This is a genomic window from Janthinobacterium salmonicoloratum (genome assembly GCF_051380845.1).
Taxonomy (GTDB): domain Bacteria; phylum Pseudomonadota; class Gammaproteobacteria; order Burkholderiales; family Burkholderiaceae_D; genus Janthinobacterium; species Janthinobacterium lividum_F.
Genome location: NZ_JBNYXV010000006.1, coordinates 168,326 through 184,869 on the forward strand (window position 1 = coordinate 168,326; position 16,544 = coordinate 184,869).

Consider the following 16,544-nt stretch of genomic DNA (forward strand, 5'->3'; position numbering starts at 1 on the left):
TGAAGGATTAGTTTTGGATATCTGCATCAAATGTCAGGGCGGCCTGTGGCTCGCTGTCAGCCATTGCCCATACTGCGGTCACGCGGTGGCTGGCACTGCCCAGCCAGTGGTGGCTGTGCCGCCGCCGCTGCCGCCCGTGCCCGCGCCGGTGTCAGTGCCGCCGCTTGTAGCGCTCAAGCCGCCGCCCGTGCCGTTGGCGCCTGCGCCTGCGCCGAAAGCGCCGCCGAAACCAGCTCCGGTGCAGGTTGCCCCGCTGGCACCGGCACCGGCGCAGCCGCAAGCCGTGCCGAAGCCTGCGCCTACGCCTCCTCCGGCGCCTGCACCGGCAATACCGCCGTCACCGCCGCGCAAGTGGCTGCGCTGGCTGGGCGGCATCGCCGTGCTGGCGGCCGTCATCGTCTATATGAATGGCAAGCCGGGCGGCAAGAATGAGTCGGCCTGCAATGACGCCATCGATAGCGGCCTCAAGTTGGTAGCGAATGGCAGCCTGGACGGCGCCCGGCAGAAGCTGGCGACGGCGAAAAATATGTGTACCGGCAAGTCCAGCGCCAAGGCGGATGATTTGCAGGCGGCGATCGGCAGGGCTGGCGCAGCGTCAGGCGCTTGCCAGCGCGGCGTGCGCGCCATCGAACACAATATCGATGGCCATCAATTGCAAAGCGCGGCCAAGGGCATTGCCGCGCTCGACGCCGATTGCGCGGGCGCATCCAGCGTGGATTCCTTGCGCAAGCAGCTGGCGCGCCAGCAGGCGGCAGCCGCGTCCGTGTTGGTCGGGGTGCGCCAGGCACTCGATGGCAAGGATGCCACGGCGGCAAGAAATGGCATCGCCAGACTGGAAGCGATCGACCGCGAAGCGGCGGAATTGCCGCAGTTGAAGGCCGACGTGCAGGCGCTGTCGGCGGCTGAGGCGCCTGCGCCCGCGCCGTTTTCACCGGTCCCCGCGCCGGTGGAAACGGCACCGGTCCGCGTCGTGCCAACGGAACCTGCGCCCGCGCGCGCGGTCGAACGTTCAGCGGTGGCCGAACGCCGTCCGCTGGAAACGCCGCCCGTCGATAGCGGCGCGGCCATGCGCAACGAGATGGCGCAATCGTTCCTGCGCGATGCCGAGCGTTCTTTGCTGGAAGGCAAGTTCGATGCGGCCAAGACGTATCTGGAAAGCGCACGCCGCGTCGATCCCGGCAATGCGCGCATCGACAATCTGTCGCGCCGCATCCGCGAACGCGAACGGCAAGTGTTGCAGACGGAAACAACGATCAATTAGTCATCTGGGGAGTCACCATGCTGAATCACACCACCTTGCGCGCGGCCGCTGCATTGACCATCGCGGCCATGCTGGCCGGCTGCACCACTGCGACGATGAACCCGAACGGCGTGCGCCAGGACAGTTCCTATCCGCAAGGCGGAACCCAGGCGGCCACGGATGAGGACCCGTGCAGCGTGGGCACGTCGGCGGCTGCCGGCGCTGCCGTGGGGGCGCTGCTGGGCGCGCTGGCGGGCGGCAAGAATGGCGCGCTGAAGGGCGCTGCCATCGGCGGCGGCCTGGCGGCGGCCGGTTGCCTGGCCATCAATGTCAATTCGCGCCAGACCAAGACGGCGGCACAGGCGGACCGCGACTACATCCGCGCACGCGGCGCGCTGCCGCGCGAGCCGCAAGTGGTGTCGTACACGCCGCAGCTGAGCGCATCGACCGTCAAGCGCGGCCAGCCGTTCAAGGTTAATTCGGTGGTCGAACTGGTCAACGGCAGCGCGCAAAGCGTCAACGACGTGCGCGAAGAGCTGGTGGTGCTCGATCCGCAGGGCCAGCCCTTCAAGTCCGGCTCCAAAGCGCTGGCCAGCAACAACAAGTCGGGTGGGCGCTTTGAAAACTCCTTCGAGCTGACCTTGCCGGTCGGCGTGTCGCAAGGTGTGTATGGCGTCAAGACGAACCTGTATGTGAACGGCAAGCTGGCCGCCACGCGCGACCTGCGCACGCAGTTGGTGATGCTGGACGCGGACGGCACCGCGCCGCAGCTGGCACAGCGTTAAGCTCCACCACTGTAGCCATGCTGGCGCCAGGCCTCGTACACCACGACGGCCACCGTATTCGACAAATTCAAACTGCGGTTGTCGGGGCGCATGGGCAGGCGGATGCGCTGCTCAGCCGGAAAACCGTCGCGCAGGGCGGGGTCGAGTCCTTTCGTTTCCGAACCGAACACGAACACGTCGCCCGGCAAGAAGGCCACGTCGCCGAACGGGCGCGAGCCGCGCGTGGTCATGGCGAACATGCGGGCCGGGTCGGGCTGGGTGTCGGCCAGGAACGCCGCCCAGTTCTTGTGCACCTTCATCTTGGCGTAATCGTGGTAATCGAGGCCGGCGCGCTTCATCTTGGCATCGTCGAGCGGAAAGCCCAGCGGTTCGACCAGGTGCAGTTGCGCGCCCGTGTTCGCGCACAGGCGGATGACGTTGCCCGTATTGGGCGGGATTTCAGGTTCTACCAACACAACGTGAAACAAAATGCTCTCCTCATATATATAGCAAATTAATGCGATAGCGAATTTAATGCGATAGCGAATCTCGCGGCGGCGTGCGCGCCACGACCAATATGCTGACCTTTGCCGCCCCCGCGCGCTTGCAAGTGGCCGCCAGGGCGTTGACGGTATGGCCGCTGCTCATCACGTCGTCGACGATGCCAACATGGCATCCTTGCAATAACGCCCCGTGTTCCGGCGCGATGGCAAACGCGTGCGCCAGGTTGGCTTGCCGTTCCTGCGGCGCCACGCCGCTTTGCGCACGGGTTTCGCGCACCCGCAGCGCCAGGCGGGGCTGTAAATGTATGTCCAGCAGGCGCGCCAGCGGGCGGGCAATTTCCAGCGCCTGGTTAAAGCCCCGCTCGGCCAGTCGGGCCGGACCCAGCGGCACCGGGCACAGCAGCTGCGGCGTTTCCCATGCTTGTTGTTGCTGAATGGCAACATGCAGCAGTTCTGCCAACAGGGGCGCCAGCGCCAGGCGCGCGCCGAATTTCAGCTGCAACAGCAACTGGTCGACGGGCGCCGCATAATCAAACGCCGTGATCGTGGCGTCATACGCGGGCCTTTGGCGCAAACAGCGCCCGCACAGCAGCGCCACCTCAATGTCAGCGAGCGGATTGGCGCACTGGCGGCAACGCGGCCGCAGCAACCCCAGGTACTGCGCGCGGCAGGGCGGGCACAGCACTTGCGGACAGCCGATGCCGCACAGCGCGCATTGCGCGGGCAGCACCGTGGCGCCCAGCCACAGTCGCAGCGCCTGCCATGCGGCATCAAGGCGGGGCTTGGCGGCGGTCCGCATCGCGATGGCGTTGTTCCATGTACACTGCCGACATTATCTCACCTCACCGGTTTCAACATGCCAGTTCCCACCAGTCCGCCCAAAATGAGTGCGCCCATCGATGCGGTGCAAGTACGCGATTTCTTTTCCCGTCCGGCGCGCATCGCGCCATCGGACTTCCTGCGCCGCGAAGTGTCGGCACGCATGCACGAGCGCCTGGAGCTGGTGAAAATCACGCCCTTGCGCGTGCTCGACGCCGGTTGCGGCCCCGGCGCGGACCTGGCGCAGTTGCACAAGGATTATCCCGCCGCGCAGATTATCGGTCTCGATGCAGCGCAAGCGATGATGCAGGCGGCGCGCGCGCCCGCGTCGAAACTGGCCAGCCTGAACCAGTTCCTCAGCAAGCTCCTGCCGGCCAAGGCGGGCGTGGATTTGCTGTGCGGCGACCTCGGCGACTTGCCGCTGGCGCAGGGCAGCATCGACCTCGTGTGGTCCAACCTGGCGTTGCACTGGCATGCCCAGCCCGACCGCGTCTTTGCCGAATGGCGGCGCGCGCTGCGCCTCGACGGCTTGCTGATGTTTTCCTGCTTCGGCCCGGACACCTTCCGCGAAGTGCGCGAGGCCTTTGCCGAGGCCGATTTATATCCGCATGCCTTGCCCTTCGTCGACATGCACGACTTCGGCGACATGCTGGTCGAGACGGGCTTTTCCACGCCCGTGCTGGACATGGAGATCATCACGGTGACCTACGACACGGCGGAAAAACTGCTGGCGGATGTGCGCGCCTTTGGCGGCAATCCGCTCACCACGCGCCGGCGCGGCCTGATGGGCAAGGCGGCCTGGCAGCGCATGCTCGATGCGCTGGAAAAAACGCGCCGTTCCGATGGCAAGCTGGGCCTGAGTTTCGAGGTGATCTACGGCCACGCCTTCCGTCCCGCGCCGCGCGTGACGCGCAATGGCGAAGCGATTATCCGTTTCGATTTACCGCGCAAGCCCAAATAAAAAGCTAAAGAAACCGACACTTGGTCGGCATTCGCGCGCGATGTTGCAGCAAGCGTTGCAAAGCGCGCGACGGCCAGGAGAAGGGCGCGCACAAAGCCGATTATTGCTTGATGGATTCAAGTTTACTTGATTATAATCGTTGATTGTTTGTCAGCTTACTAAGTAACCCCCAATAAATTATTGTGATTTCTGACTTCCATAACCGGCGCTCTGCGGCGTTGCCCACTGCTAGCAGTGCTCGCACTGCGTCGCAGCGGACGCCTTGCATAGCATCCGGTTCTGTTCGTCATAAATTCACAATAATTTCCTGAGGATTACTTAAGTACAAAAAACAAGGGCTGCATACAAAATAAAAAAAACAAAGCAAGACTTATTCGAAGTTACTGCATTAGTATAGTAACCATCTTCCACACGAGGCCATTTCAAGGTGGGGAAGAAAAACAGGGTTCCAGCATGGTTGCGCGCCGCCGTTTTTTGCTGCGGCAGCCAGCATGGAATTCGCTGGTGCTTGACGCACATGGCCGTATTCTGGCCGTGTTGCTTTCATGGAGGAGCGGCAGCGGTCCAGTACGGAGAAGTCCGCAGCCGTTTAAAATATCATTATTTTTGGGTGGTTGGGGAAAACATGACACATGCAAAGCGACTTCAATCGTTGCTGCTCGGGCTGTCTTTGACAGCGTTTGGCATCGGGCGATGGGCCACGGCGGCACCGGCTGCCGGCACCTATCCCGGCACCGGCGGTCCCGTGCCGTTCGAAATGAATCTGCAACCGCCGGCGACACAGATCGCCCATGAAATCTACGATTTGCACACCCTGATGATGATCATCTGCCTGGTGATCTTCGTGGCCGTGTTCGGCGTCATGTTTTATTCCATCTTCAAGCATCGCAAGTCCCTGGGCCACAAACCGGCCACTTTCCACGAAAGCACCACCGTCGAGATCGCCTGGACCGTCGTGCCTTTCCTGATCGTCATCGGTATGGCCCTGCCTGCCACGCGCACCGTGGTCGGCATGAAGGACACCTCGAACGCCGACATCACCATCAAGGCCACCGGCATGCAGTGGAAATGGGGCTATGACTACCTGAAAGGCGAGGGCGAAGGCATTTCCTTCCTCTCCAACCTGGCCACGCCGCGCTCGCAAGTGGGCGCGCCAGGCATGCCGCCGACGGAAAAACGGGGCGAAAACTACCTGATCGAAGTCGATAACGAGGTCGTCGTGCCGGTCAACAAGAAGATCCGCGTGGTGCTGACGGCCAACGATGTCATCCACGCCTGGTCCGTACCCGCCTTTGGCGTGAAACAGGATGCGATTCCCGGTTTCGTGCGCGATACCTGGTTCAAGGCCGACCATATCGGCACCTTCCGCGGCAATTGCGCCGAGCTGTGCGGCAAGGAACACGCGTTCATGCCCATCGTCGTCAAGGTCGTCTCGGCAGATGACTACAAGGCCTGGGTTGATGTAAAACAAAAGGAAATGGCGGCATTGGCCGATGATCCAAGCAAGGTGTGGACCATCGACGAATTGAAAGTCAAGGGCGAGAAAGTGTATACGGCCAACTGCGTGGTCTGCCACCAGGCGACAGGCAAGGGCGTGCCCGGTGCATTTGCGCCGCTGGACGGCTCTGCCGTGGTGAACGGTCCGAAAGCGGAACAGATGCATGTCTTGCTGAACGGGCAAAAGAGCGGCAAGTATCCAGCGGAAATGCCCGCCTGGAAACAGCTGTCCGACACGGAAATTGCTGCAGTGATCACTTACACGCGCAATTCCTGGTCGAACAAGGCCGAAGAGAACATCGTTCAACCAGCCGAAGTCGTGGCTGCACGCAAGTAATTAGGAGCCGTATATGAGTACTAGCACGAGCACTAGCACCTTGGATCACGCCGGTCACGACCATGCCCACGATCATCCCCATGGCCTGCGCCGCTGGCTGTTTGCCACCAATCACAAGGATATCGGTACCCTGTACCTGTGGTTCTCGTTCATCATGCTGCTGTCGGGCGGCGTGCTGGCCCTGATGATCCGTACGGAACTGTTTCACCCAGGCTTGCAATTCTTTCACCCTGAATTCTTCAACCAGCTGACCACCATGCACGGCCTGGTGATGGTGTTTGGCGCCATTATGCCGGCCTTCGTCGGATACGCCAACTGGATGATCCCGCTGCAAGTGGGCGCGTCCGACATGGCCTTTGCCCGCATGAACAATTTCTCGTTCTGGCTGCTGCCGCCGGCAGCGCTGCTGCTGGCCACGTCCTTCCTCGTGCCGGGCGGCGCCACGGCTGCCGGCTGGACCCTGTATGCGCCGCTGTCGACGCAGATGGGCCCTGGCATGGACATGGCCATTTTCGCCATGCACCTGATGGGTGCCTCGTCCATCATGGGCTCGATCAACATCATCGTTACCATTTTGAACATGCGCGCGCCTGGCATGACCCTGATGAAAATGCCGATGTTCTGCTGGACCTGGCTGATTACCGCGTATCTGTTGATCGCCGTCATGCCCGTGCTGGCCGGCGCCATCACCATGACCCTGACGGACCGCCATTTCGGCACATCCTTCTTTAACGCGGCAGGCGGCGGCGACCCCGTCATGTACCAGCACATCTTCTGGTTCTTCGGCCATCCCGAGGTCTACATCATGATCTTGCCGGCTTTCGGCATCGTCTCGCAGATCCTGCCCGCGTTTGCCCGCAAGCCCTTGTTCGGCTACGCGTCCATGGTGTACGCCACGGCCTCGATCGCCATCCTGTCGTTCATCGTCTGGGCGCACCACATGTTTACCACCGGCATGCCGGTGACGAGCCAGCTGTTCTTCATGTACGCGACCATGCTGATCGCCGTGCCGACGGGCGTGAAAGTGTTCAACTGGATCGCCACCATGTGGAAGGGGTCCATGACGTTCGAGACGCCGATGCTGTTCTCGGTGGGCTTCATCTTCGTCTTTACCATGGGCGGCTTCACGGGCCTGATCCTGGCGGTGACGCCGATCGACATCCAGCTGCAGGATACCTATTACGTGGTGGCGCATTTCCACTATGTGCTGGTGGCCGGTTCGCTGTTTGCCCTGTTCGCCGGCTTCTACTACTGGTCGCCGAAATGGACGGGCCATATGTACAACGAGACGCGCGGCAAGATCCACTTCTGGCTGTCGCTGATCACCTTCAACGTGACCTTCTTCCCGATGCACTTCCTGGGCCTGGCCGGCATGCCGCGCCGCTACGCCGATTATCCGGCGCAGTTCACGGACTTCAACATGATCGCCTCGATCGGCGGTTTCGGTTTTGGCCTGATGCAAGTGTACTTCCTGTTCTTCGTGGTCTTGCCGACCATTCGCGGCGGCAAGGCTGCGCCGGCGAAACCATGGGAAGGCGCGGAAGGCCTGGAATGGACCGTGCCGAGCCCGGCGCCGTTCCACACGTTTGAAACGCCGCCGACAGTGAAGTAATAGGTATCCCGGGCCGGCGTGTTCCGCGGCCCGTCTTGAATAAAGTGCCTGTCATGACCGAACGTAAAAAACCGAACAACCTGCGTACCGGGCTGATCTTGGCCGCCCTGGCGGCCTTCTTCTTCCTGTCCGTGTTCGTCAAGCGCATGTGGCTCTGACGTGACGACGCCGATCCAACAGGAAACACGCGGCCTGAACCGCAAGATGCTGGGCAAGCTGATCGTCATTGCCGTCCTGATGTTTGGCTTTGGCTATGCCCTGATTCCCGTCTACAAGCAGATTTGCGAAGTGATGGGCATCAACGTGCTGACGCAAAAAGATGGCACGGTGGCTTACGACAACAATACGCAGGTCGATACGACGCGCAGTATCACCGTCGAGTTCGATGGCAATGCGCAGGGACCATGGCGCTTCCGCCCGACCGTCTCGAGCATGCAAGTGCATCCGGGTGAACTGGTGACCGTCATGTATGAAGTGGTCAATACGCAAAACCGCGTCGTCAATGCGCAAGCCATCCCCAGTTACGCGCCGCAGAGCGCCACGCCGCATTTCAAGAAGGTCGAGTGCTTCTGCTTCAAGCAGCAGACCTTGAAGCCCAACGAAGCGCGGCAGATGCCGGTGGTGTTCTTCCTCGATCCGGCCCTGCCGAAAGAGGTGAAGACCATCACCCTGTCGTACACGTTTTTCGAGATTGCCGGTCTGAGCCAGGCTCAGACGCCGGCCGTCCAATAGGAGAGTGCCATGGGCGAATCCAAGCAGCCTGAAAAAGCGTCGTTCCTGTATTCGCTGCGGGCCGTCGTGTGGTCATTCACAGGCTTGCGCCGCAAGAGCGATTTCGACACGGATTCGGCCAAGCTCAATCCCGTGCACATCGTCATCGCCGGCTTCCTGGTGGTGGCTTGCCTGATCGGCATCTTGATTTCGATTGTTAAATTCGTCGTTTTATAAATTATAAAAAACCACCCTATAAGTTTTTGAGGAGATGATGATGAGTTCCAACCACGCCGCCGTACCTTATTATTTCGTGCCCGGCCCCTCGCGCTGGCCCATGCTGGGCGGCGCCAGCCTGCTGCTGACCATGATCGGCGCCTCGGCCTGGGTCAACGACGTCTCCTGGGGCCCGTACGTGAATTACCTGGGCATCGCGGGCATCCTGCTGGTGCTGTATTTCTGGTTCGGCGACGCCATCAGCGAATCGGAGCAGGGCCTGTACAGCGAGCGCATCGACCACTCTTTCCGCTGGAGCATGAGCTGGTTCATCTTTTCGGAAGTTATGTTCTTCGCCGCCTTCTTCGGCGCCCTGTTCTATGCGCGCAGCATTTCCATGCCATGGCTGGCTGACCTCGACCACAAGGTGATCTGGCCCGATTTCGCCGCCCACTGGGGCAATACGGGTCCGGCCGGCACGGTGCAGGAATTTACCACCATGACGCCGTTCTGGATTCCGACCATTAATACGGCCCTGCTGCTGACGTCGGGCGTCACCCTGACCATCTCGCACCACGCGCTGCGCACGGGCCACCGCGCCATGACGGCCCTGTTCCTGTTCGCCACCATCGTGCTGGGCGCCATCTTCATGGGCTTCCAGGTCTACGAGTACATCCACGCTTACAGCGAACTGAACTTGAAATTGACGTCGGGCATCTACGGCGCCACTTTCTTCATGCTGACGGGTTTCCACGGTTTCCACGTGACCCTGGGCGCCATCATGCTGTCCGTCATCCTGTACCGCGTGCTGAAAGGCCACTTCACGCCCGAGCACCACTTCGGTTTCGAAGGCGCCGCCTGGTACTGGCACTTTGTCGACGTCGTCTGGCTGGGCCTGTACGTGGTCGTGTATTGGTTATAATGGCGGGGCAGGGCGCGCGTTGTTGAGGGGCGCGCCGGCACCATAAAAAAAGCCGTACCGGGACATCCTAGGTACGGCTTTTTTCTTAGTGCGAAGAATTTGCCAATCAGGCAATGTCGGGCGCTAATGGATGCCGGTCGGCTGGATATAGCCCAGTTTGTGCGCCAGCAGGATCAGCAAAAACAGGGTGATCGACAAGCCCACGCGCAGGGCCAGCGCCTGCACGGTGCGGTTGCTCTTGCCCTTGTCGCGCATGAGGAAAAACAGGGCCGAGCCCAGGCTGCCCAGAATCAGGATGAAGGCAATGGCAACGAGGATTTTCATGGATGGTAGCGCCAGGCTTGAGGAGGTTTCATTGTAATGCGTATCCGCTTCCATTTTAGATGGATTCCATTTGTTGTAACGCTGCTACTGGTAGCCCTGGGCGTGTCGCTGGCGCAATGGCAGCAGCGCCGTGGCGACGAGAAAATCGCCCGCGCCGCCCGGCTGGAAGCGGGCAACCTGGCCGCGCCCCTGGCGTTGACGGCCGCGCACCTGCTGCCGGCCGATGCGCAAGCGATCGAATATCGCCGCGTGACCGTCACGGGCCATTTTGTGCCCGCCTGGACGGTGTACCTGGACAACCGCCCCTACAAGGGCCAGGCCGGTTTCCACGTGCTCACGCCCTTCCAGATTGTCGGTTCCGCCACGCACGTGCTGGTGGCGCAGGGCTGGTTGCCGCGCAATAATACCGAGCGCACCCGCATTCCCGATTACGCCACGCCGGCCGGCACGGTCACGATTGCCGGCATCGCGCGCCTGAACGCGGGCCATGTGATGGAGCTGGGCACGGCGCCGCCGCTGGCGCCGCGCGCCATCGTGCAAAATGCTGACATCGGCCAGCTGGCACAGGCCAGCGGCCTGGCCTTGCAACCCTTCATTCTCGAACAAACAGTCGCCGCAGTTGATCGGACTGCAACAGCGCCAGCATCCAGCCAGCTTCCCGTGCGCGACTGGCCGGCGCCCGACCTGGGCGCCGACAAGCACCGAGGCTATGCATTCCAGTGGTATGCACTGGCACTGATGGCTTTTTTATTTTTTGTCTTTACAGGATTTCGACGTGCAAACAAACAACCCTGAAGCAACGCAAGACAGCAGCGGCAAGCAGGCACAAAATACGGGACGCTGGAAACTGCTGGCCGTGGTGGCCGTGTGCGCCTTTCCCATCATCGCCTCGTATTTCACGTATTACATCATCAAGCCCACGGGCCGCAACAACTACGGCGCCCTGATCGACCCGCGTCTGCATCCGATTCCCGAGGCGCAATTGCAGGTGACGGAACTCGATGGCAAGGCGGCGCCGCTGGCGCAATTCAAGGGCAAGTGGGTGCTGCTGCAAACGGGGCCATCCGATTGCCAGGAAGCGTGCAAAAAGCAATTGTTTGACATGCAACAACTGCGCCTCATGCAGGGCAAGGAACGCGAACGCCTGGAACGGGTCTGGCTGGTGACGGATGCCCAGCCGCTCGACACCCTGGTGATGCGCGAATTCGATGGCACCAGCATGCTGCGCGTCAATAGCGATGCCTTGAAAGCCTGGCTGCCAGTGGAGCCGGGCGGCAAGACCAGCGACCATCTGTATTTGATCGATCCGCTGGGCAATCTGATGATGCGCTTTCCGAAGGACGCAGACCCGAACAAGATCAAGAAAGACATCGCCAAGCTGCTCAAAGCTTCGGCGATCGGTTGAGGAGTCTGCATGCCGACGATGCATCTTTCCGCGCTGGCCCAGCTGGGCTTGACGGGTCTGCTGGTGGCGCTGCTGCCGCTGACCATGGTCTGGGTGTCCGCGGACGCCAATAAATACCGCAAGCTCGTGTGGATCGCCGTCTTTTTGACGGTCGACCTGATCATGTTTGGCGGCTTTACGCGCCTGTCCGATTCAGGCCTCGGTTGCCCGGACTGGCCCGGCTGCTATGGCTCGGCCAATCCTTTCCTCGCGCACGAGCATATCGTGGCGGCGGAAACCCTGATGCCGACGGGCCCCGTCACGGTGGTAAAAGCGTGGATTGAAATGACGCACCGTTACCTGGCCATGGCCATTGGCGTGCTGATCGTGGCGATGATGGTGCAGGCGTGGCGACAGTGGATGAAAAACAAACGCGAAGAATTCGCCCCGGCGCTGCCGACGGCGCTGTTTTTGTTCGTCTGCCTGCAGGGCGCCTTCGGCGCCTGGACCGTCACCTTGAAGCTGCAACCGGTGATCGTCACCATCCACTTGTTGCTGGGCATGGGCTTGCTGGCCATGCTGACATGGCTGGGCGGGCGCCAGGATCGTGCCGTCAAACCCTTGCTGCGCGCCGATGCGGACGCTGCCGTGCTGCGTCCCGTGCGCGCGCTGGCCGTCATGTCGCTGGTGTTGTTGACGGTGCAGATCGCGCTGGGCGGCTGGGTGAGCACCAACTATGCCACCCTGGCCTGCACGGATTTCCCCCTGTGCGGCGGCAAGGTGATTCCAGAGATGGATTTCGAGCATGGTTTCCATTTGTGGCGCGAACTGGGCAAGACGGCCGCCGGCCACTATCTGCCGTTTTCCGCGCTGACAGCCATCCACTGGGTGCACCGCAATTTCGCCTTCATCGTGCTGGCCGGCATCGGCTATACGGTATTGCGCGCGTGGAAACTGCCGTCCCTGCGCGGCACGGCGCGCTGGGTGGTGCTGGTGCTGGCCCTGCAGGCAGCCACGGGCCTGGCGACGATTTACCTGAGCTGGCCATTGTCGATTGCCGTCCTGCATAACGGCGGCGCGGCGCTGCTCGTGTTATTGCTGACCATGTTAAACTACAAGGCTAAATTCCAACTCGATGTAGCGCGGACACCTGCTTCCGCCTCCGCGCCAGTGCCCTCGGCACCAGCCAGTCCTTCCCGTATCGCATAAATGACTACTCAGACCATCAGCCGTAAACCATCCCCCCGCATCGCCCAGTACTGGGCGCTGACCAAGCCACGCGTGACGCAACTGGCCGTGTTTTGCGCCGTCATCGGCATGTTCCTGGCCAGCGAGGAGTTGCCGGACTGGCACGCGGTGGTGTTCGGCACCCTCGGCATCTGGCTGCTGGCCGGCGCCGCGTTTGCCGTCAACTGCCTGGCCGAGCGCGAAATCGATGCGCGCATGGCCCGCACGGCGCGCCGCCCGATGGCCATGGGCGATATCACGGTGAAACAGACGGTGGTGTTCGCGCTGGTGATCGGCGGCCTGGGCATGGCGATTCTGTATCACCTCGTCAATCCGCTGACCATGTGGCTGACCTTTGTCACCTTTGTCGGCTATGCCCTGATCTACACCATGGTGCTGAAACCGGCCACGCCGCAAAATATCGTCATCGGCGGCCTGTCCGGCGCCATGCCGCCCGCGCTGGGCTGGGCGGCCGTCGCCAACGACGTGCCGATGCAGGCCTGGCTGCTGGTCTTGATCATTTTTGTCTGGACGCCGCCGCACTTCTGGGCGCTGGCCATGTACCGCCGCGACGATTACGCGCGCTCGGGCTTGCCCATGCTGCCCGTCACGCACGGCTTGAAATTCACGCAATTCCACGTCTGGCTGTACTCGATCGCGCTGGCCGCCACCACCTTGCTGCCCTTTGCCGTGCGCATGAGCGGCCTGATCTACCTGGCCTCGGCCGTGCTGCTCAACGCCGGCTTCCTGTATTACGCTTGGAAGATGTACCGCCACTACACGGACTTGATCGCGCGCAAAGCCTTTACGTATTCCATCATTTACCTGGCATTGCTGTTCGCGGCCTTGCTGGTCGACCACTACATACCCCTCGGAACATGAAAAAATACCTGACGCTGTTGTTGGCGGCCGCCCTGGTCGCCGTCCTGGCCGGTTGCGGCAAGCCTGCCGCACCGAAGCTGGAATTCAAGAATACGGACGTGACGGGCCTGGGCTACGCGCGCGAGTTCGCGCTGACGGACCATACGGGCCACTCGCGCACCCTGACCGACTACAAGGGCAAGCTGGTGCTGGTGTTCTTTGGCTACACGCAATGCCCGGACGTCTGCCCCACCACCATGGCCGACATGGCGCAGGTGATGCAGGAAATGGGGCCCCAGGCGGACCAGGTGCAAGTGCTGTTCGTCACCGTCGACCCCGAGCGCGACACGCAAGCGTTGCTGGCCGAATATGTACCGGCCTTCGACAAGCGCTTCGTGGGACTGTATGGCGATGCGGCAGCGACGGCCAAGGTGGCCAAGGAATTCAAGGTGTATTACGCCAAGGTCGAGGGCGAGACGGACGAGAGCTACACGGTCGACCACACGGCCGGCACCTATGTCTTCGACCGCGAAGGCAAGATCCGCCTGTTCGTGCGCCACGGCGAAAAGCCTGCCGCCATCGCGCACGATCTTAAACTTCTGCTATCCTGACCCGGTCGCGCCCCCGGGGCGCCATCTTCAGGATACGCAGTACATGGATAAACGTTTCGAACCCCATGCCCGCCTGGCAGCCATCATCTTCTTGTTGATCGGCTGCTTTTTCGTCTTGCGGCCCTTCCTCGCCGCCATGCTGTTTGCCGCCTGCGTGGGCATTTCCAGCTGGCCCCTGTATATCCTCCTGCTCGACCGCCTGAAAGGCCGCCGCAATTGGGCGGCCGCCATCATGACCCTGTCATTGATCCTGGTCATCGTGCTGCCGCTTGCCCTCGTCACCTACAACCTGGCCGACAATGTGTCGCGCATCTATGAACAGTTGCGCACCGCGCTGGAATCGGGCGGCCTGCATCCACCGGCCTGGCTGGCCAGCATACCCGTGGTGGGCGAAACCATCGCTGGCTACGTGGAGCGCCTGCTCGCCGACCGCGAGGAATTACTGAATTTGGGCAAGACCATGCTGGAACCGGCGCGCCACTTCCTCGCCTCGGGCGGCATCCTGCTGGGCACGGGTTTGGCACAGACCAGCCTGGCCGTGTTTGTCAGCTTCTTCCTCTACCGCGACGGTCAGCAGCTGAGCCGCGCCTTGATGACGGGCGCTGGCCGCATCATCGGCGACAGCGCGCCCGGCGTGGGCCTGACGATCAGCCGCACCGTGCGCGGCGTCATGTACGGTTTGCTGGGCACGGCGCTGGCGCAGGCCCTGGTGGCGGTGATCGGCTTTCTGATCGCCGGCGTGCCGGCCGTGGCGTTGCTGGGCGTGGCCACCTTCATCTTTTCGCTGATCCCCGTGGGGCCGCCGCTGATCTGGGGCGGCGCCGCCATCTGGCTGTTTACGGATGGGCAGACGGGCTGGGGTATTTTCATGCTGGTGTGGGGCGCGCTGCTGATCAGCGGCGTGGACAACGTGGTCAAACCCATGCTGATCAGCCGCGGCAGCAGCCTGCCGTTTTTGCTGGTGCTGCTGGGCGTGCTGGGCGGCGTGCTGGCCTTCGGTTTCGTCGGCATCTTCATCGGGCCGACCCTGCTGGCGGTGCTATATAGCTTGCTGCAAACGTGGACGGTGGGGGAAACCACCGTGCCGCAGGGAAAAGATACGATTACCTTGAAAAAAGATTAATCGCGCAAGTCCGCATCGAGGTCGCGTTCCTGTTTCGGGATCACCTTGATCAGCACGATGCGGGGTCCGTTCATTTTCTTGACGACGATGTCGAATTCGACAAAGGTGATGCGCTGGCCCTGCTTCGGAATGTCACCCAGCTTGACCATGATCAAGCCACCCACCGATTCCACGTCGTCGAGCCCCAGTTCCTCGTTTTCGATATCGATGCCGAGGATGCGTTCGAGCGAAAAGATGGGCAGGCTGGCCTTGCCGATCAGGGTGCCGTCGCTTTGCTTGAGCCAGTCGTTTTCATTGCGGCGGAATTCATCGCGGATTTCGCCCACCATGGCGCCGAGCAAGTTGTCCAAAGTAATGAAACCCAGCGGACGCTTGCCCTTTTCGCCGATCAGGGCGAAGTGGGGCGCGCCGTCGCGGAAGCGGCGGAACAGTTCTAGCGCCGGCGTGCGCGCGGAAATGATGTCCACGGGGCGCAGAAACGGCGTGAGCGAGGTGATCGGTTTGCCCGCTTGCTGGGCAAAGAACAGGTCCTTCAAGTGCACCACGCCCAGCACGTCGTCTTCATTCATGTCGAAATACGGGTAGCGGCTGAAGCGGTTGCGCAGCACCGTGTCGAGGTTTTCTTCCAGGGTGTTTGAAGCGTGCAGGGCGATCACTTCATTGATCGGGCGCATCAGGTCCGATACCGTCATCTGTTCGAAATCGAGCGACTGCGCCAGGATGTTGCGTTCGTCGCGCGTAAACTTCTCGCCGGGCTGGCTGGTGCGCAGGATCAGTTTCAATTCTTCGGATGAATAATGGGCATCGTGGCCGCCCTTGCCGGACAGGCCCGCCATGCGCAGCACCCAGTTGGCGCTGGCATTGAGCAGGTAAATGGCCGGATACATGGCCCAGTAGAAGCCATACAGGGGAATCGCGCTCCACAGGCCGACGGCTTCCGGGTTGCGGATGGCCATCGATTTGGGTGCCAGTTCGCCCACGACGATATGCAGGAAGGAAATCACGCTGAAGGCGACGACAAACGAGACGCCGTGGATCAGCTCTTGCGACGTGACGCCGATGGCGCCGAACAGCGGCTCCAGCAAGCCGGCAAACGCCGGTTCACCGACCCAGCCCAGGCCCAGCGACGCCAGGGTGATGCCCAACTGGCAGGCGGACAGGTAAGCGTCCAGCTGGCCATGCACCTTGGCCAGGATGCGGCCCCGCAATCCCTGTGTCTTAGCGATGGCGCGGATGCGTGTGCGCCGCAAGGTGACGATGCCAAATTCGGCGGCAACAAAAAAACCGTTCAGCGCGACCAGGAAGAGGGCGAGCAGGACTAGCAAGACATTGTGCATGGGGGCGCGGAAGATGGACTGTAAAAACGTCATCTTAAACGACGAAGGGCGCCATAGCCTAATTTGGCCGCGCCTGCCGCCTGGTAGCAGCGGGC

General features: G+C 61.7%; 19 protein-coding genes. 15 read left to right on the plus strand and 4 right to left on the minus strand.

Features of this window, described 5'->3' with window-relative positions:
* Positions 1-13: 13 nt before the first annotated feature.
* Complete coding sequence (locus ACQ4WY_RS23930) at positions 14-1,261, plus strand: hypothetical protein (protein WP_436506217.1); 1,248 nt, start codon at positions 14-16, stop codon at positions 1,259-1,261.
* A 17-nt stretch (positions 1,262-1,278) separates the two neighbouring features.
* A complete protein-coding gene (locus ACQ4WY_RS23935; protein WP_436506218.1) occupies positions 1,279-2,025 on the plus strand; it encodes a hypothetical protein in 747 nt (248 codons plus the stop codon).
* Here the strand turns inward: ACQ4WY_RS23935 and trmL are convergent.
* Positions 2,022-2,492 carry a tRNA (uridine(34)/cytosine(34)/5-carboxymethylaminomethyluridine(34)-2'-O)-methyltransferase TrmL gene (gene trmL, locus ACQ4WY_RS23940; RefSeq protein WP_133988631.1) on the minus strand — a complete coding sequence of 157 codons (471 nt, stop codon included), beginning with the start codon at positions 2,490-2,492 and terminating at the stop codon, positions 2,022-2,024. The genes ACQ4WY_RS23935 and trmL overlap by 4 nt on opposite strands.
* Positions 2,493-2,535: 43 nt before the next feature.
* Positions 2,536-3,306: a double zinc ribbon domain-containing protein gene (locus tag ACQ4WY_RS23945; protein ID WP_436506219.1), complete on the minus strand. Its 771-nt coding sequence runs from the start codon at positions 3,304-3,306 to the stop codon at positions 2,536-2,538.
* 57 nt (positions 3,307-3,363) lie between these two features.
* Between ACQ4WY_RS23945 and ACQ4WY_RS23950 the strand changes: the two genes are divergently transcribed.
* From ACQ4WY_RS23950 to ACQ4WY_RS23980, 7 genes are all read left to right on the plus strand, one after another.
* Complete coding sequence (locus ACQ4WY_RS23950; RefSeq protein ID WP_436506220.1) at positions 3,364-4,287, plus strand: methyltransferase domain-containing protein; 924 nt, start codon at positions 3,364-3,366, stop codon at positions 4,285-4,287.
* Between the two features lie 625 nt (positions 4,288-4,912).
* The gene (gene coxB / locus ACQ4WY_RS23955; protein ID WP_436506221.1) at positions 4,913-6,121 is read left to right on the plus strand and encodes a cytochrome c oxidase subunit II; all 1,209 of its coding nucleotides are present in this window, start codon (positions 4,913-4,915) and stop codon (positions 6,119-6,121) included.
* A gap of 13 nt (positions 6,122-6,134) precedes the next feature.
* Entirely contained in the window at positions 6,135-7,733 is a 1,599-nt protein-coding gene (ctaD, locus tag ACQ4WY_RS23960; RefSeq protein ID WP_436506222.1) for a cytochrome c oxidase subunit I, read from the plus strand.
* 53 nt (positions 7,734-7,786) lie between these two features.
* The gene (locus tag ACQ4WY_RS23965) at positions 7,787-7,891 is read left to right on the plus strand and encodes a cytochrome oxidase small assembly protein (protein WP_219116544.1); all 105 of its coding nucleotides are present in this window, start codon (positions 7,787-7,789) and stop codon (positions 7,889-7,891) included.
* Position 7,892: 1 nt separating this feature from the next.
* Positions 7,893-8,465 (plus strand): cytochrome c oxidase assembly protein, encoded by a 573-nt coding sequence (locus tag ACQ4WY_RS23970; RefSeq protein ID WP_436506223.1) that lies wholly within the window; start codon positions 7,893-7,895, stop codon positions 8,463-8,465.
* 9 nt (positions 8,466-8,474) lie between these two features.
* The gene (locus ACQ4WY_RS23975; protein ID WP_034749002.1) at positions 8,475-8,681 is read left to right on the plus strand and encodes a DUF2970 domain-containing protein; all 207 of its coding nucleotides are present in this window, start codon (positions 8,475-8,477) and stop codon (positions 8,679-8,681) included.
* A 40-nt stretch (positions 8,682-8,721) separates the two neighbouring features.
* Positions 8,722-9,582: a cytochrome c oxidase subunit 3 gene (locus ACQ4WY_RS23980; RefSeq protein WP_353658850.1), complete on the plus strand. Its 861-nt coding sequence runs from the start codon at positions 8,722-8,724 to the stop codon at positions 9,580-9,582.
* Between the two features lie 123 nt (positions 9,583-9,705).
* On the opposite strand, the gene ACQ4WY_RS23985 is transcribed toward ACQ4WY_RS23980, so the two are convergent.
* Positions 9,706-9,906 carry a twin transmembrane helix small protein gene (locus tag ACQ4WY_RS23985; RefSeq protein ID WP_034748996.1) on the minus strand — a complete coding sequence of 67 codons (201 nt, stop codon included), beginning with the start codon at positions 9,904-9,906 and terminating at the stop codon, positions 9,706-9,708.
* A 36-nt stretch (positions 9,907-9,942) separates the two neighbouring features.
* On the opposite strand from ACQ4WY_RS23985, the gene ACQ4WY_RS23990 reads away from it, so the two are divergent.
* Genes ACQ4WY_RS23990 through ACQ4WY_RS24015 form a run of 6 tightly spaced genes read left to right on the plus strand, consistent with a single transcriptional unit; the run spans position 9,943 to position 15,112 of the window.
* On the plus strand, positions 9,943-10,701 hold the full coding sequence (locus ACQ4WY_RS23990; RefSeq protein WP_436506224.1) for an SURF1 family protein: 759 nt from the start codon (positions 9,943-9,945) through the stop codon (positions 10,699-10,701).
* On the plus strand, positions 10,682-11,311 hold the full coding sequence (locus ACQ4WY_RS23995) for an SCO family protein (protein WP_353658848.1): 630 nt from the start codon (positions 10,682-10,684) through the stop codon (positions 11,309-11,311). Before ACQ4WY_RS23990 ends, ACQ4WY_RS23995 begins: the two co-directional genes overlap by 20 nt.
* 18 nt (positions 11,312-11,329) lie before the next feature.
* The gene (locus tag ACQ4WY_RS24000; protein ID WP_436506295.1) at positions 11,330-12,499 is read left to right on the plus strand and encodes a COX15/CtaA family protein; all 1,170 of its coding nucleotides are present in this window, start codon (positions 11,330-11,332) and stop codon (positions 12,497-12,499) included.
* Entirely contained in the window at positions 12,500-13,399 is a 900-nt protein-coding gene (cyoE, locus tag ACQ4WY_RS24005; RefSeq protein ID WP_219116550.1) for a heme o synthase, read from the plus strand. It begins immediately after the preceding gene.
* The gene (locus tag ACQ4WY_RS24010; RefSeq protein ID WP_436506226.1) at positions 13,396-13,989 is read left to right on the plus strand and encodes an SCO family protein; all 594 of its coding nucleotides are present in this window, start codon (positions 13,396-13,398) and stop codon (positions 13,987-13,989) included. The genes cyoE and ACQ4WY_RS24010 overlap by 4 nt, the downstream gene beginning before the upstream one ends.
* A 43-nt stretch (positions 13,990-14,032) precedes the next feature.
* A complete protein-coding gene (locus ACQ4WY_RS24015; protein ID WP_436506227.1) occupies positions 14,033-15,112 on the plus strand; it encodes an AI-2E family transporter in 1,080 nt (359 codons plus the stop codon).
* Here the strand turns inward: ACQ4WY_RS24015 and ACQ4WY_RS24020 are convergent.
* Positions 15,109-16,449: a hemolysin family protein gene (locus tag ACQ4WY_RS24020; protein WP_436506296.1), complete on the minus strand. Its 1,341-nt coding sequence runs from the start codon at positions 16,447-16,449 to the stop codon at positions 15,109-15,111. The two genes, ACQ4WY_RS24015 and ACQ4WY_RS24020, sit on opposite strands and share 4 nt — an antisense overlap.
* Positions 16,450-16,544 lie beyond the last annotated feature (95 nt).